Consider the following 15389-nt stretch of genomic DNA (forward strand, 5'->3'; position numbering starts at 1 on the left):
GCATTGCGCCTCGCGCGGGATGACGGTGCGGCTGCGCGGGCGTACCGCCCATGCTTCCCTGCCCGAGACCGGCCTGTCGCCCGAGGGCGCGCTGACGCAGCTGATCACCACCCTGCCCGGCCTCTGCACCGGGCTGGACGCGGCCGCGCCCGACTTTGCCCTGGCCACGGTGACCCATGCCCGGCTGGGCGATCCCGGCTTCGGCACCACCCCCGGCAGGGCCGAGCTGCATGTCACCCTGCGCACCCAGCAGGACAGCGGCATGGAGGCCCTCGTCTCCGCCGCCGAAGCCCTGGTGCATCAGGCCGCCGGCCCCCTGGGGGTCGAGATCAGCTACCACGACATCTTCCGCCACTGCGAGAACAGCCCCGCCGCCACCCAACTATTCCTGGAAGCACTGGCGTCGGAAGGGATCCCGACGCACCCCGCCCGCGCGCCGCTGCGGGGCTCCGAGGACTTCGGGCGGTTCGGCGATGCGGCGGAAGCGGCGATGGTCCTGCTGGGCGCGGGTGATCGGCCGGCGCTGCACAATCCCGATTTCGACTTCCCCGACGCGCTGATCCCCGTCGGCGCGCGTATCTTCACCCGGCTGGGCAGCGACCTCTGCGGATGCTGAAAGGGCGCCCGAGGGGCGCCCTTTCATGTCGGACAGAAGGCTGTGGATCAGTCTTCCATGCCGTAGGTGGCGATATCCACCTTCGAGAAGATGTGTTCCTCCAGCAGGGCGATGATCACCTCCTGATCCTGGATGTCGACCTCGGCCAGGCGGGCCTTCCAGGCGTCCTGCTTCTCCATGAACTCGGCCAGGATGGCCTCGGGCTGGGCGATGCGGAAGCGCTCGGCGGCGGCGGCGGGCAGGTCCTGCAGGAAGCTGGTGTTGTAGCTGTCCAGCGCCGCAGCCAGGTCAGCCTCGGGGGCGCCGACGTTGACACCCTGTGCCCGGGCGCCTTCCAGCCCCTCGTTGCCCTGCTGCTCATAGCCGATCTCCATCCGCGCCAGGGCGAGGATCATCTGCTCCATCAGCGTGGCGCGGGTCTCTTCCGGCAGGCTGCGCCAGAACGACTTGTTGTAGACCCAGCTGGAGCCGATGATGATCCCCACCGGGATCTCGGTCACATCCGAAGAGACCTCGGCCAGCTTCGGTCCGACGGTCAGCGTGGTGGCATCGACCATGGCGCAGTCGAGCGAGCCGCGCTGCATCCCCGTGTAGACCTCGGAGAAGGGCACCGAGACGGCGATCCCGCCGATGCTTTCCACGAAGTCGACCTGGGCGGCGCCGGCGGTGCGGAACTTCTTCCCCTTGGCCTGGGCCACCGAATAGACCGGGCTGGCGCAGACGAAGTTGTAGATCGCCGTGGCGAAGCCGGGGCCGGTGACGACGCCGTTCTCGGACCACTCGGCATAGACCTCGGGGGTGTTCATGATCATGTCCGTATAGGCGAAGGCCGCCGCATAGTGGTTGTCGGACACGAAGGAGGCGTCGATCAGCAGGTTGTTCAGCGGCAGCTCGGCCGGCTGGTAACCCGGGTAGACGATGCCCACCTCGGCGACGCCATCGGCAACACCGGACATGGTGGCCTTGGGCGGCAGCAGGGTGCTGCCGTTGTAGACCTCGAACGCGATCTCGCCGCCGGTCGCCTCGGCCAAGGCCTCGTGCCACTCCATGTAGGGGTAATGGGACAGCAGGTGCGTCGGCGCGAACCACGTGGACGCGGTGTAGGTCTCGGCCATCGTCGCGGCGGGGACAATGGCGGCGGGCAGCGCCGCCAGGGCCAGCGCAGAGAGTCCGCGCCGTGCTTTCGAACCAGGTTTCATTGTTTCTCCTCCCTTGGTCATTGCGAAATCGTCGGCAGCCAGAGGCTGATCATCGGGAAGGCCACCAGCAGTCCCAGCGTCACCAGGTCGGCGGCGAGGAACCATGCGGTGCCGCGGAAGATCTCTCCCAGTGCGACGCGGTCGCCGAGGGCGCCCTTGATGACGTAGACATTCAGCCCGACCGGCGGTGTCACCAGGCCGATTTCCAGCAGCTTGACGCAGATGACGCCGAACCAGATCAGGTCGATCCCCGCCGCGTGGTAGAGCGGCAGCAGCAGCGGCAGGGTCAGCAGCATCAGCGAGACGCTTTCCAGGAACATGCCGAGGAAGATGTAGATCAGGCTGGTCAGCAGGATCAGCAGCACCGGGCGCTCGATGGCGAAGCCCAGCAGGTCTGTCATCGCTCCGGCCATGCCGCTGAGCGCGACGAAACGGGCAAAGACCGAGGCGCCGACGATGACGATGAAGATCGCCGCCGTGCCGGTGATCGTGTCGAAGACCGCGCGCGAGAAGACCCGGAAGCTGAGCGCCCGGCGGGCCAGGGCGATCAGCATGGCGATCAGCGCGCCGAGCGCCCCTGCCTCGGTCGGCGTGACGATGCCAAGGAAGATCGAGCCGATGACCAGGGCGATCAGCATCGGCAGCGGCCAGATGTCGAGGAGCGCGGCGATCTTCTCGTCCCGGGTGGCGTGGATGTCGCTGCGCGGTGCCAGTGCCGGGTTGGCCTTCACACGCAGGGTGATCAGCAGGATGAACATCGCCGCCGACAGGATCCCCGGCAGCACCCCGGCAAGGAACAGCTTGCCGATGGAGACCTCGGCGAAGATGCCGAAGAGGATCATCAGGATGCTGGGCGGGATCAGCGCCCCCAGCGTGCCCGAGACCGCGACGCTGCCGCAGGCCAGCCCCCGGTCATACTTCGCGTCCAGCATTTCCGGGATGGCAATGCGCGAGAAGGAGGCAGAGGTGGCCACCGAGGACCCGGAGGCTGCCGCAAAGAGCGCCGAGGCCACCACGGTCGAGGAGGCCAGCCCCCCGGGGATCCCGCCGAGGAAGATCCGCGCCGCCCTGAACAGCCCCCTGGTCAGCCCCGCCTCGGAGGCGATGAAGCCCATCAGCAGGAACATCGGCACCGCCGAGAGGTTCCAGTCTCCGATCAGTTCGAAGGGCACGTTCGAGGCGATGGACCACGAGGCGCGCAGGCTGGTCAGGATCCAGATGCCGACGAAACCGACGGTGCCCAGTACCACGCCGACCGGCACCCGCACGAGGATCAGCAGGATGGTGATCGCCACCCCGACAAACCCGATATCAACGCGATCCATGGCGCGCCTCCCGCAGGGCCAGGATGCCCTCTGCCTGTTTGAGAAGGACCACCAGCGCCGCCAGCACGCAGCCCGCAGGCAGGAAGAACCGGCTGGGCCAGACCTGGAATTCCCGTGCGCCGATGATCACCTCGCGGATCGCCATCGACTTCATCGCCGCTTCCCATGTGGTCCAGGCGAAGACGCCGTAGAAGGCCAGGGTGAAGAGCAGCGCCAGCACCCGGCACGCCAGTTTCAGGCGCGGGCCGAAGCGGTCATAGAGCAGGTCGACCACGATGGCCTCGTCCCGGCTTTCCACCAGTGGCAGGGCCATGAAGACCAGCGCGATCATGTAGTACGAGGCGACGATCTCGGCCGTGCCGGCCAGCGGTGTCGCGAACAGGAACTTGCCGAGGATGTCGATGCTGACCTGCACCAGCATCAGCACGGCGGCAGCCCAGGAGAACAGCGCCGCGGCGCGGGCGATCGGGGTCATCGGCGCGCCCTCCCTGCGGCACCGGGGCGGCTCATCTGCCGCTCTCCGTCTTGCGGCGGCCGCGTTCGACGAAGCGGGCCAGCCCGGCCTTGGCATCGTCGCAGGTGAAGGCGCGCTGCCCCAGTTGCGCCTCGCAGGCGAAGGCCTGGTCCAGCGGTTCCGACTGCAGCTCAAGCGCGGCTTCCTTGATCGTCTGCACCGCGATGGCCCCCAGCGAGGCGATGCGCTCGGCCACCGCCATCGCGCGGGGCAGCACCTGATCGGCGGGCAGCACCTCGTTCACCACGCCCATGCGGTAGAGGTCCTGCGCGCTCAGCCGCTCGGCCATCAGCATGATCTGCATGGCATGGGCGTAGGAGGCCTGCCGCACCAGCCGCACCAGCGTGCCGCCGGCGGGCACAAAGCCATGCTCGGGCTCGGGCAGCTGGAACAGGGCGTCCTCGGCGACGATGCGGATGTCGGTGGACAGCATGAACTCCATTCCGCCACCGATGCAGGCACCGCGCACCGCCGAGATAACCGGCTTGTAAAGCCGGATGCCCTTGGCATGGGCGGCATCCCATTCGCTGATGTCGAAACGGTCCTCGGCCAGGGCGGGGATGCTCTCGGTCAGGTCTGCCCCGACGCTGAAGGCGCGTTCCCCCGCGCCGGTCAGCACGATGGCATGGATGGCCGCGTCATCGCGGGCGCGGATATAGGCTGCGCCGAGGCCGTCATACATCGCCAGCGACATGGCGTTCAGCTTCTCGGGCCGGTCGAGGGTGATGACGGCAACCGCGCCGCGGGTCTCGTAGCGAATGCTCATCAGAGGACCCCCGCCGCCTTCAGCCGCGCCAGATCATCCGGCGACAGGCCCAGCAGGTCGCCGTAGATGCCGGCGTTGTCGGCCCCTGTGTCGGGCGCGCCGCGCATCGGGGCGCCGGGCTGGCCGGACAGCTTCACCGGGTTGCCGAACATGCGCACCATCTGTTCATCCACCGGCACGTCGACGATCATCTCGCGCGCCGCGATATGGGGGTCGGCGACCACCTCGGGGATGGTCTTGACGGCGGTCAGCGGGATGCGGTCGCCCGCCATCTCTTCCAGCTGCGCCTTGGTGTAGGGGCCGAACCATTGATCCAGGATCGGCAGGATACGCGCCTCGTAGACCGCATCGTCGAAGCGCTTCTCCATGGTGTCGATCTCGGGGTCCGTCGCCAGTTCCGGCGTCCCGAAGATCTCGCAGGAGATGCGCCAGAACTTGTCCGTGTAGCCGCCGAAGAAGACATGGCCGTCGGCACAGGGAAACTGGCCATAGGGGCGCACGAAGGGGTGGTCGTTGCCCAGGGGCGCGGCCACGTCCTGGTCCAGCGTGTAGCGGACGACGGCGTTTTCGGTCAGGCTCAGCACGCTGTCCTGCTGCGAGACGTCGACCACCTGGCCCCGCCCCGTCGCCTCGGCCTCGCGCAGCGCGGCCACAGTGCCAAGCGCGGCATAGAGCGAGGCCGAAAGGTCGCCGATGATCGTGCCGACCCGCACCGGCGCGCGGTCGGCAAAGCCGTTCATCGACCACAGCCCGCCCGCCGCCTGGCCGGTGTTGTCATAGGCAGGCCGGGAGGAATTGGGACCGCTGCGCCCGAAACCGCTGATCGCGGTATAGACCAGCGCCGGGTTCTCTTCGCGCAGCACCTCGTAGGGCACGCCCAGCTTTTCCATCGTGCCGGGGCGGAAGTTCTCGATCAGCACATGGGCCTTCTTCACCAGCGCCTTCAGCAGCGCGCGGCCTTCCTCTTCCTTGAGGTTCAGCGTGATGCCCTGCTTGTTGCGGTTGTACTGGCCGAAGAAGGCGCTTTTCTTTCCGGCGCCGGCGAAGGGCGGGAAATCGCGCGCGTAATCGGGATCCGAGGGGTTCTCGACCTTGATGACGGTGGCGCCCATGTCGGCCAGCAGCATGGCGCAATAGGGACCGGCCACCACCCGGGTGATGTCCAGGACGATGATGCCGGAAAGCGGGCCGGGCCGCGCCGACAGCCCAGCGGCCGCCGTCACGTCAGGTGTCGCGTCAGTCATTGGGTCTCCTCCATGGGGGGGTTAGTAGGCCTTGGGGCAAGGGTCATACAGGTACAGTTTGCACGATCTTCGCGAGACTGTACCGGATGGATAATCTGCACACTGAAAGCACGAGGGTGAGGGCACCACCACGTCATTTCAGTAATTTACGTTTTCTTCCAGAGCATTACGAGGACCGCGCCCGCTATCGCCCCAGCTCACGCCGCAGGAAACTGTAGAAGCGGGCGTCGTCACTTCGCGTCAGATTGATACGGAAAGAGGGACGCCGCCCCTCCTGTCCCACGTAGAAGAACTTTCCTGGCGCCAGGAAAATGCCCTTGGACAGCGCGTTGCGGGCGATCTTCGCCTCGTCGCAATGCTCAGGCAGCTGCAGGAAACTGTAATAGCCGCCACCCTCCGGATCGAACAGGCTGAGACCCATGTCCTCGATCCTCGCGCGGAAGTCGTCGCGCCGTTCGACCAGCCGTTGTGCGGTCTTCTTCAGGTGGCGCTGGTAGCGCCGGTTGCCGATCATCTCGCAGGTCAGCATCTCGGAAAACCGAGAGCTGTTGACCACCGTGACCAGCTTCAGCTCGGCCAGTTCGCGGGCGATCCGCGGCGCGGCCACCAGGTAGCCGACGCGGAAGCTGGCCGAAAGCAGCTTGGACCAGGTCGAGATCGCGATGACATTCTCGAACTGGTCCATCAGCGCCAGGGGGGTGCCCTTCTGATCGGGCAGATCGGCGAAGGGGTCGTTGTCGACCACCAGCATGCCCTGCAGCGCGGCCAGTTGCAGCACGCCATGGGCGGTCGGCAGGTCGATGGCGGTGCCGGTCGGATTCTGGCAACGCGACTGGGTGAAGAAGATCTTCGGCCGGTGGATCCGCACCAGGGTGCGCAGGTGTTCCATATCCGGCCCCGTGGTGGTGCGCGGCACGCCGATATGGTTGATCTTGGCCAGTTTCAGCTTTGCAAACAAGGGGTAATAGCCAGGCTCGTCGACCAGGACCGTATCGCCGGGCTCCAGGTAGCGGCGGATGATCAGGTCCAGCGCATGGTTGGCGCCGAAGGTGGTGACCACCTGGTCGCTGCCGATCTGCATGCCCCCGCGGCGGCATTTCTGCGTGATGACCTCGCGCAGGGCGGCATTGCCATAGGCACTGCCATAGGCGGTCTGATCGCCCTCGAAGCGTTGCAGGAAATTGCCCGTCAGCTTCTGCGGCAGCGCATCCTGCATCCAGGACAATGGCGGCCGCCCGTCACCGATCCGCACCTGCAGATCCTGGTTCAGCTGCGCGTTCAGCAATGAGACCTGGTCGAAGGCCTCTGTCATGTGATGCGGCTGCGGCTGGTCGTACCCCGGCTCGGCGGCCTGCTCGGCGACGTAGAAGCCCTAGCCATGCACCCCTTGCACCAGCCCGCGGGCCGCCAGCCTGTCATAGGCCTCGACCACGGTGTTCTTCGAGACCTCGAAATCCTCGGCCGCCCGCCGGATCGAGGGCAGCTTCTGCCCTGCCGCCAGCCCGCCCGACACGATGTCGCCGGTCAGGCTCTCGACGATCCGGTCCACCTTGCTCTTGCGCATCCCGCCTCCGCCAACTGTCCCAATACAGTGTCGGGTACAACCGGGGAATGCAACGGGGAACTGTGCCTTATGCTGCGCCGGGCACCGCGCTAGGACCGGCCCCAAAGAAGGAGGAGGCCATGGCCAGCACGCCCCAAGACACCCCCGTGAAATCCCGCATCGAGAACATGCGCAACATGGAGCCCGCCGAGCGCCGCGAGGCGGTCTGCCGCGCCGCGACGCTGGATCAGCAGGACAATGCGATCCTCTCGGGCGCCGATGTGCTGCCCGTGCATGTGGCCAACGGCATGATCGAGAACGTCGTCGGCAAGTACGAGCTGCCGCTTGGCGTGGCGACCAACTTCGTGGTCAACGGCAAGGAGTACCTCGTGCCCATGGCGGTCGAGGAACCCTCGGTCGTCGCCGCCGCCTCCTACATGGCGAAGCTGGTGGCACAGGATGGCGGCTTCACCGCCCATGCCGACCGCCCCGTCATGCGCGCCCAGATCCAGGTGCTGGGGCTGACTGACCCCTATGGCGCCAAGCAGCGCCTGTTTGAGCACCGCGAGGCGCTGATCGACAAGGCCAATTCGCGCGACAAGGTGCTGATCGGCCTCGGCGGCGGCTGCAAGGACATCGAGGTGCATATCTTCGAGGACACCCCCGTCGGCGCCATGCTGGTGCTGCACATCCTCGTCGACGTGCGCGACGCCATGGGCGCCAACACCGTCAACACCATGGCCGAGATGCTGGCCCCCGAGGTCGAGAAGATCACCGGCGGCACCGTCCGCCTGCGCATCCTGTCCAACCTCGCCGACCTGCGCATCGTCCGCGCCAAGGCCGAACTGAGCCCCGAAACGCTGGACACCAGGACGCTCAAGGGCGCCGATGTGGCCAGGGGCATCGTCGAGGCCTGCGCGCTGGCCATCGTCGACCCCTACCGCGCCGCGACCCACAACAAGGGCATCATGAACGGCATCGACCCGGTCGTCGTCGCGACCGGCAACGACTGGCGCGCCATCGAGGCGGGCGCGCACAGCTATGCCGCGCGCTCGGGCCGCTATACCTCGCTGACCCGGTGGGAGCTGTCCTCGACCGGCAAGCTGGTCGGCACGATCGAGCTGCCGATGGCGCTTGGCATCGTCGGCGGGGCCACCCGGACCCATCCGGCAGCACAGGCGGCACTGCGGATGCTGAAGATCGAAAGCGCCTCTGAACTGGCGCAGGTGACGGCGGCGGTCGGCCTGGCGCAGAACATGGCGGCGATCCGGGCCCTGGCGACCGAGGGCATCCAGCGCGGCCACATGACCCTGCATGCGCGCAACATCGCCATCACCGCCGGTGCCAGCGGCCCCGATGTCGACCGGATCGCCAGGGAACTGGTCGCGGCGGGCGACATCAGCGTCGACAAGGCGCGCAGCCTGCTGGCGGCACAATGAGCGCCGCGCCCCGGGACGCGGTCACGATCTACGAGGTCGGGCCGCGTGACGGGTTGCAGAACGAGGCGCGGCAGGTGCCCGCCGCGCAGAAGATCGCGCTGGTCGACCTGCTGAGCGCCGCCGGGCTGCCGAAGATCGAAGTGACCAGCTTCGTCTCGCCCAAGTGGGTGCCGCAGCTGGCCGATGCCTCGGAGGTCATGGCGGGGATCACCCGCCGTGACGGCACCGGCTACGCGGTGCTGGTGCCGAACGAGAAGGGCCTGGCCCGTGCCATCGAGGCCCGCCCGACCGAGATCGCGGTCTTTGCCTCGGCCTCGGAGGGGTTCAGCCGCAGGAACATCAACTGTTCGGTCGCCGAAAGCCTCGCCCGTTTCGCACCAGTCTTCGCAGGGGCCAGAAAGGCCGGTCTGCCGGTGCGGGCCTATGTCTCCTGCGTGACGGACTGCCCCTATGACGGGCCTGTGGCGCCCGATGCGGTGGCCGGTGTCGCAGCGCGGCTCAGCGAGATGGGCGCCTTCGGGATCAGCCTGGGCGAGACCCTCGGCCGCGCCACCCCCGACCGGGTGGCCGACATGCTGAAGGCGGTGACCGCCCGCGTGCCCGCCGCGCAGCTGGCCGGGCATTTCCACGACACCGACGGTCATGCCCTGGCGAATATCGAGGTCAGCCTGGCCGCCGGTCTGCGGGTCTTCGACAGCTCGATCGGCGGGCTGGGCGGCTGCCCCTATGCCCCCGGCGCCCGGGGCAATGTCGCGACAGAGGCGGTGGTCGACCTGCTGCAGGCCGCAGGTTTCGCGCTGCCCCTCGACCGGGAGGCCCTGCGGGCCGCGCGCGCCCTCGTCGCCGATCTGTCGCGCGCGGCTTGACCTCCTCCTATTTTACCGGCTGGATCTGAACGGCCCGCGGCATCTTCGCGGGCCGTTCCTGTTTGGCGGCCCCTCAGATTGTTGACAGTTGACAGAGAGGCTGACCCCGCTAGGATCCGCAAGAGCCCCGGCCGCGGCCGGACAGACCATCAAGGAAGATCCCATGACCATCACCCGCATCGAACCCGGCCCCCGGATGAGCCAGGCCGTCGTGCACAACAACACCGTCTATCTGGCAGGCCAGGTCGGCCATGGTGACAGCGTCGCCGCGCAGAGCCGCGATGCCCTGGCGCAGGTCGACAGGCTGCTGGCCGAGGTTGGCTCGAGCAAGTCGAAGATCCTCACCGCCACCGTCTGGCTGGCCGACATGGCCGATTTCGCCGAGATGAACAGCGTCTGGGATGCCTGGGTCGATCCGGCGAACCCGCCGGCCCGTGCGTCGGGCGAGGCCAAGCTGGCCACCCCCGACTACCTCGTCGAATTCCTGATCATCGCCGCTGTCGACTGATCCCCTACCGAAAGACCTGCCCATGTCCCGATCCTTCGTCTCCTACGATGACGCCATTTCCCACGTCACCTGGGAGGGCGCCATCGAGGCGCTCAGATCGGGGCATGAGCGCCCGAAGGCCCAGCTGGGCGACCTGTTCCACGGCCCCGCCACGGGCACCTTGCTGACCCGCGCCGCCTATATCCCCGGCCTCGGCTACGGGGTGAAGGCGGTGACGGTCTTCGACGGCAATCCCAAGCTGGGACTGGACACCGTGCAGGGCGCCATGATGGTCTTCGAGCCCGAGCACGGCGCGCTGTCCGCCGTCATCGACGCCCCCCTGATCACCGAGCTGAAGACCGCCGGAGACTCTGTCCTCGGCGCGCGCCTGCTGGCACGGGCCGACAGCCGTCACCTGCTGGTGGTCGGCGGCGGCACCCTGGCGCGTAACCTGGTGAAGGCCTATCGCGCCGCCTTCCCGGCGCTGGAAACCGTCTCGGTCTGGACCCGGCGCCCCGAACAGGCGAAGGCCCTGGCCGAAGAAATGGCCGCGCTTGGCCATCCGGTGCAGACGGTCAGCGACCTGCAGGCGGCCTGCGGCGCGGCGGATATCATCTCGACCGCGACCATGGCGCGGGAACCGGTGATCCACGGCGACTGGATCAGACCGGGCACCCATGTCGACCTGATCGGTGCCTACAAGGCCGACATGCGCGAGGCCGACGATGCGCTGCTTGCCCGCGCCCGCCTCTTCGTCGACAGCCGCGACAGCACCATCGGCCATATCGGAGAGCTGATGATCCCCATGGCCGCCGGGGTGATCGGCGAGGACGATGTGCTGGGCGATCTCTACGATCTCGTCCCCGGCACCTGTGGCCGCGAGAGCGCCGATGAGATCACGGTGTTCAAGAACGGCGGCGGCGCCCATCTGGACACGATGATCGCCACCTATGTGGCCGCGGCGCTGCCAAAGGACTGAGGCTCAGCACTCGACCGTGACATCGCCATCGGGCAGGGCCTGGCACAGCAGGGCCTGCCCCTCGACCAGGTCAATGGACTGCATGTCGGGATGATCGACCCGCCCCGCGATCAGCCGCTGCGCGCAGGACTGGCAGTCGCCCATGCGGCAGGAATAGGCCACGTCGACCCCCTCGGACACCGCCAGATCCAGCAGCGTGCCGGCCTCGGGCGTCCAGGTCGCCGTCTTCTTCGACTTCGAGAAAGTGACCTGCGCGGGCCTGCGCCCCTCCAGCGCCTGCGACAGGGCGCCGCCGCCCGTGGCCTCGAAGGCCTCGCTGCGCACGGCCTTTGGATCGGCGCCAAGCGCCACCAGATCGCGGGTCAGGTCAGCCATGAAATCCAGCGGCCCGCAGAGGTAGTAATCCGCCCCCGCCGGATCGGTCAGCCCGGCCAGCGTGGCGGCATCAAGGCGCCCCCTGTGGTCGGGCGTCTCGCCCGGTTCGGGGCGGGAATAGGCGGTGAAACAGCGGATGCCGGGGTGGCCGGCGATGCGCGTCGCCACCTCCTCGCGGAAGAGGTGATGCGCGCCGTTGCGGGCACCGTGGACGAACCAGACCTTGCGCGGGGCCTCCTCGGCGGCGAGGGTGTCAAGCATCGGCAGCAGCGGGGTGATCCCCACCCCGGCCGAGACCAGCACCACCGCCCGCCCCGGCGCGCTGTCCAGCACGAAGGAGCCCGCGGGAATGCCCAGCATCACCGGATCGCCGACCTTCACGAGGTCATGCAGGGCGTCCGACAGCCCGCCCTTGCCCAACCGCCGGATCGTCACCCGCAGGCTGCGCGCCCCGGGCCGGGCCGAGACGGAATAGCTGCGCCGCCGCGGCAGCCCTGCCGGATCCTCGGGCAACGAGACCGAAACATACTGCCCCGGCGCCACGGGCCCCAGCGGGGCGGCATCATCGGGGATCAGGGTGAAGGACTTCACCTCGGGCGCTTCCTGCGTGATCCCGGTGCAGAGGAACCGGCGGCGACCGCTCCAGCTTTGCGGCGTCGCGCGCTGCCAGAGCCGCGCGCGGGAAAAGGAGGCGGTGCAATGCAGGTAGACCTCGCGCGGGGCCAGAACCATTTCGCGGTTGGTCGTGCGGTAGCTGCCGTTGAGCCGCAGCAGGTCGGTGCGCCCCGGCGCGGCGGCCAGCGCGCCGATATCGCCCTCGGGGTCCAGCGCGACATCCGTGGGGCGGGGCAGGTGCAGCAGGGTGCCGTGCTGCGACAGGCTCGGCGCGCCCTCGGCAACAAGATCCATGACGATGCGCCCGGCCTGCATCCGGGCGATGACCAGCAGGCGCACATCCTCAAGCAACTGACGGCTGCCGGGGCCGACCCCGCGCGCGACCTTCTCCTGAACGATCACGCTTGAGGTGCCGTAGGAGGCCCGCAACCCGGCGCGGCTCAGCGCGTCTTCCTCGGCGGCGTCCTTCAGCACCGGCGACAGGCCAAGCGAATCGAAATGCGCGCGGTCCTCGGCCAGCAGCGACAGGGCATCCAGCGGCGGCTTGCGCCCCTCGGGACCGATCCAGAACCCGGCGCGGCGGAAGGCCTGCGTCTCGACCATCTCGACCTGCGAGGGGGTCAGCACGAGGGCGCTCAGCGCGGGGGTCTCGTCTGCCGGGAAGGCGCGCAGCACCTCCGGCCCGGTCGAGACCTCGGCCCGCGCGTTCAGCCGGACGAACCTGTCCTCGCCCTCGCGCATCAGCAGCAGGGCGACCTGCGGATCGGCCAGCACGTTGCCGAGGGTATCCAGCCGCTTGTTGCCCTTGAAATCGGGCAGCAGCAGGCGACCCTCGGCGTCGATGCGCAGCGCAGAGGGCTGGCCGGCCCGGGGCGACACGTCGAGATGCCCCGCGCCATTGCGCGAGGCGATGAAGAGAAGGGGAGAGCCCGCGATGAAGTCCCTCTGGTCCTGATCCATGGTCTCTCTCCTTCGTCTTCTGGCCGGCCTTACGAGGGCAGCACCGGGTCCACCGGCAGGATCTGCCCGATGGCGCGTTCCAGTGCCACACCGGCCTGCAACAGGCGCTGATCCTGATGACGGCCCGCCAGCAGCTGCACGCCCATCGGGCGACCGGGGCGGGTGTTGACCGGCACCGACAGGCCCGGCAGGCCCAGCGTCGGCGTGCCGCTCATCGGAGCGGTGGCGCGGCGGAACCAGTCGTAATCCAGATCCGGGGTCACGTCATGTTCGGCCGGCATCGGCTTGGTCCAGGTGACGGCCGTCACCAGCAGCGGGCAGTCTTCGAAGAACATCTGCCACTTGCGCAGCAGCTCGGACCGGCGGGCGTACATCTTGAGGAAGCCGTCACGGGTGTCGACCTCGGGGATACCGTCGGTGAGGACCTTGTAGGACAGCTTCATCTTCCAGTCGCCATGCTCTTCCATCAGCAGGCCAAGACCCGCGCGCATCTCGTTGCCGAGCGAAAGCAACCAGAACTCCATCGCCTCCCAGAGCGAGGGCGGCGTGACCTCGACCACCTCGTAACCGGCATCGGCCAGCATCTCTCCGGCCTGACGGATCGCGGCCGAGACCTCGGGGTCGACGGGGCCCTCGTCGGTTTCGGCGTGGATCGCCACCTTGCAGGGGCCATGTTCCGGCGTGCGGAAGGTGTCGCCTGCGGGGATCTGCCAGATATCGCGGGGGTCATGTCCCGACATGGCCTGGGTCGAGATCCAGATGTCCTCCATGCTGCGGGCCAGCGGGCCCTGCACGGCGGCCATCTGCGAGACGATGAACCGCTCGGCGACCTGGCTGGGGTTGAAGGCGGGCACCAGCCCGGCGGTCGGACGCAGCCCGTAGATGCCGTTGCAGAAGGCCGGGTGACGGACCGAGCCGCCGATGTCGTTGCCGTGCCCCATGGCGCCGATGCCCGCCGCCGTGGCCGCGCCCGCGCCGCCTGAAGAGCCCCCGGCGGTGATCGCCGGATCATGGGGGTTCAGGGTCTGGCCGTGCAGGTCGTTGCTGGTGAAGCCGCGCATGGAATAGCAGGGCGTGTTGGTGCGCCCGATGATCACCGCGCCGCCCGCCTTGAGGTTGCGCACGACCGAGCCGTCCTCGGGCGCGATCATGTCCTTGTAGGCCACGACACCGTTGGTGGTGGCGCGCCCGCCGTAGTCGGCGTTGATCTTCACCGTCACCGGAACACCATGCAGCGGCCCAAGGGGGCCAGTGCGGCGCAGGGTGGCATCGGCGGCCTTCGCGGCGGCCCGGGCGTCCTCGTGCAGCGTGTCGACGACGGCGTTCAGCGGCTGGTTCACCGCATCCATCCGCGCCAGCGCGCTTTCGGTGGCTTCGAGGCTGGTGAAATGCCCGGCGGCGATACCGCGGGCAAGGTCGGCGGCGCTCAGGCGCCAGAGGTCATCGCTCATTGTCTTGCTTTCTCGAAATCTGTCCGGGGACCGCTGTCGCGGTCAGCCCGCTGCTTGAACCTGGCGACCGGCAAAGAAATCCCGGCCCGGCACCGCCTCCAGCAGGCGCCGCGTGTAGTCCGAGGTCGGCGCCTCGAAGAGCTGTTGCGCCGTCGACTGCTCGACGATGGTGCCGCGCTGCATGACGACGATCCGGTCGGCGATTTCGCGCGCGACCCGCAGGTCGTGGGTGATGAAGAGCATCGTCAGCCCCATCTCGGCCTTCAGCTCCGAGAGCAGCTCCAGCACCTGCGCCTGCACCGAGACATCCAGCGCCGAAACCGCCTCGTCCGCGATCAGGAAGGTGGGATCCAGCGCCAGCGCCCGCGCGATGCAGATCCGCTGCCGCTGCCCGCCCGAGAACTCGTGCGGGAAGCGATCCAGCGCCCCGGCGCCCAGCCCCACGCGGACCAGCCACTTTTCGGCCGCGGCCACGGCTTCGGCGCGGGAGGTGCCGAAGGCCATGGGGCCGCGGATGATGCTTTCCCCGACCTTCAAACGCGGATCGAGCGAGGCATAGGGATCCTGGAAGACGATCTGCGCCCGGCGGCGGAACTGGCGCAGCTCTTCGCGCCGGAGGCCGCGCACGTCGGTGCCGTCGAACAGGATCTGTCCGCCGTCCGGCTCGATCAGGCGCAGCACCATGCGGGCCAGCGTCGACTTGCCCGAGCCGCTTTCCCCGACCACCGCCAGCGTATCGCCCTTGGCAATCTGCAGGTCGATGCCCTGGGCCGCCGCCACCGTCCGCCTGGGGCTGAACAGCCCGCTGCCGGTGGTGAAGGTCTTCTGCAACCCCTTGATTTCCAGCAGGGGCGCCGCGTCCGAGACCCCTGCCATGGCAGAGCCGCGACCAGGCACCGCGTCCAGCAGGGTGCGGGTATAGTCTTCGGCGGGCTGGTGCAGCACCTGCGCCGCCGGACCCTGTTCCACCACCTTGCCGTGCCGCAGCACGCAGACCCGGTCGGCGATAT

15 protein-coding genes are annotated in these 15389 nt (G+C 68.4%); 5 read left to right on the forward strand and 10 right to left on the reverse strand.

Features of this window, described 5'->3' with window-relative positions; translation table 11 throughout:
- On the forward strand, window positions 1-616 hold a 616-nt coding region (locus OS124_RS0107675), incomplete at its 5' end, for a M20/M25/M40 family metallo-hydrolase (RefSeq protein ID WP_010138895.1).
- A gap of 47 nt (window positions 617-663) precedes the next feature.
- Here the strand turns inward: OS124_RS0107675 and OS124_RS0107680 are convergent.
- The 7 genes from OS124_RS0107680 to OS124_RS26010 form a co-directional block, all read right to left on the reverse strand.
- Window positions 664-1815, reverse strand: coding sequence for a C4-dicarboxylate TRAP transporter substrate-binding protein (locus tag OS124_RS0107680; protein ID WP_010138896.1), 1152 nt, complete (start codon window positions 1813-1815; stop codon window positions 664-666).
- A 17-nt stretch (window positions 1816-1832) separates the two neighbouring features.
- A complete protein-coding gene (locus tag OS124_RS0107685) occupies window positions 1833-3140 on the reverse strand; it encodes a TRAP transporter large permease (RefSeq protein WP_010138897.1) in 1308 nt (435 codons plus the stop codon).
- Window positions 3127-3615, reverse strand: coding sequence for a TRAP transporter small permease subunit (locus OS124_RS0107690; RefSeq protein WP_010138898.1), 489 nt, complete (start codon window positions 3613-3615; stop codon window positions 3127-3129). Before OS124_RS0107690 ends, OS124_RS0107685 begins: the two co-directional genes overlap by 14 nt.
- 31 nt (window positions 3616-3646) lie before the next feature.
- Entirely contained in the window at window positions 3647-4420 is a 774-nt protein-coding gene (locus OS124_RS0107695; protein ID WP_010138899.1) for an enoyl-CoA hydratase/isomerase family protein, read from the reverse strand.
- Window positions 4420-5664, reverse strand: a complete 1245-nt coding sequence (locus tag OS124_RS0107700; RefSeq protein WP_010138900.1) for a CaiB/BaiF CoA transferase family protein — start codon at window positions 5662-5664, stop codon at window positions 4420-4422. Before OS124_RS0107700 ends, OS124_RS0107695 begins: the two co-directional genes overlap by 1 nt.
- 184 nt (window positions 5665-5848) lie before the next feature.
- Window positions 5849-6976, reverse strand: coding sequence for an aminotransferase-like domain-containing protein (locus OS124_RS24025; protein ID WP_050900837.1), 1128 nt, complete (start codon window positions 6974-6976; stop codon window positions 5849-5851).
- Window positions 6977-7036: 60 nt separating this feature from the next.
- Window positions 7037-7228 (reverse strand): GntR family transcriptional regulator, encoded by a 192-nt coding sequence (locus OS124_RS26010; RefSeq protein ID WP_050900839.1) that lies wholly within the window; start codon window positions 7226-7228, stop codon window positions 7037-7039.
- Window positions 7229-7347: 119 nt separating this feature from the next.
- Between OS124_RS26010 and OS124_RS0107710 the strand changes: the two genes are divergently transcribed.
- The 4 genes from OS124_RS0107710 to OS124_RS0107725 all read left to right on the forward strand — a co-directional run bounded on the left by OS124_RS0107710 (window position 7348) and on the right by OS124_RS0107725 (window position 10978).
- Window positions 7348-8646 (forward strand): hydroxymethylglutaryl-CoA reductase, degradative, encoded by a 1299-nt coding sequence (locus tag OS124_RS0107710; protein WP_010138901.1) that lies wholly within the window; start codon window positions 7348-7350, stop codon window positions 8644-8646.
- Window positions 8643-9512 (forward strand): hydroxymethylglutaryl-CoA lyase, encoded by an 870-nt coding sequence (locus tag OS124_RS0107715; RefSeq protein ID WP_010138903.1) that lies wholly within the window; start codon window positions 8643-8645, stop codon window positions 9510-9512. The genes OS124_RS0107710 and OS124_RS0107715 overlap by 4 nt, the downstream gene beginning before the upstream one ends.
- Window positions 9513-9675: 163 nt before the next feature.
- Window positions 9676-10020, forward strand: a complete 345-nt coding sequence (locus OS124_RS0107720) for a RidA family protein (protein WP_010138904.1) — start codon at window positions 9676-9678, stop codon at window positions 10018-10020.
- Window positions 10021-10042: 22 nt separating this feature from the next.
- Window positions 10043-10978, forward strand: coding sequence for an ornithine cyclodeaminase family protein (locus OS124_RS0107725; RefSeq protein WP_010138905.1), 936 nt, complete (start codon window positions 10043-10045; stop codon window positions 10976-10978).
- Between the two features lie 3 nt (window positions 10979-10981).
- Here the strand turns inward: OS124_RS0107725 and OS124_RS26015 are convergent, their stop codons facing one another.
- From OS124_RS26015 to OS124_RS0107740, 3 genes are all read right to left on the reverse strand, one after another.
- Entirely contained in the window at window positions 10982-12928 is a 1947-nt protein-coding gene (locus OS124_RS26015) for a 2Fe-2S iron-sulfur cluster-binding protein (RefSeq protein ID WP_010138906.1), read from the reverse strand.
- Between the two features lie 29 nt (window positions 12929-12957).
- Window positions 12958-14379, reverse strand: coding sequence for an amidase (locus OS124_RS0107735; RefSeq protein WP_010138907.1), 1422 nt, complete (start codon window positions 14377-14379; stop codon window positions 12958-12960).
- Between the two features lie 42 nt (window positions 14380-14421).
- Window positions 14422-15389, reverse strand: a 968-nt coding sequence (locus OS124_RS0107740) for an ATP-binding cassette domain-containing protein (RefSeq protein WP_010138908.1), incomplete at its 5' end; no start/stop codon positions are given.

It is taken from the genome of Oceanicola sp. S124 (assembly GCF_000220565.1).
Taxonomy (GTDB): Bacteria; Pseudomonadota; Alphaproteobacteria; order Rhodobacterales; family Rhodobacteraceae; genus Pseudooceanicola.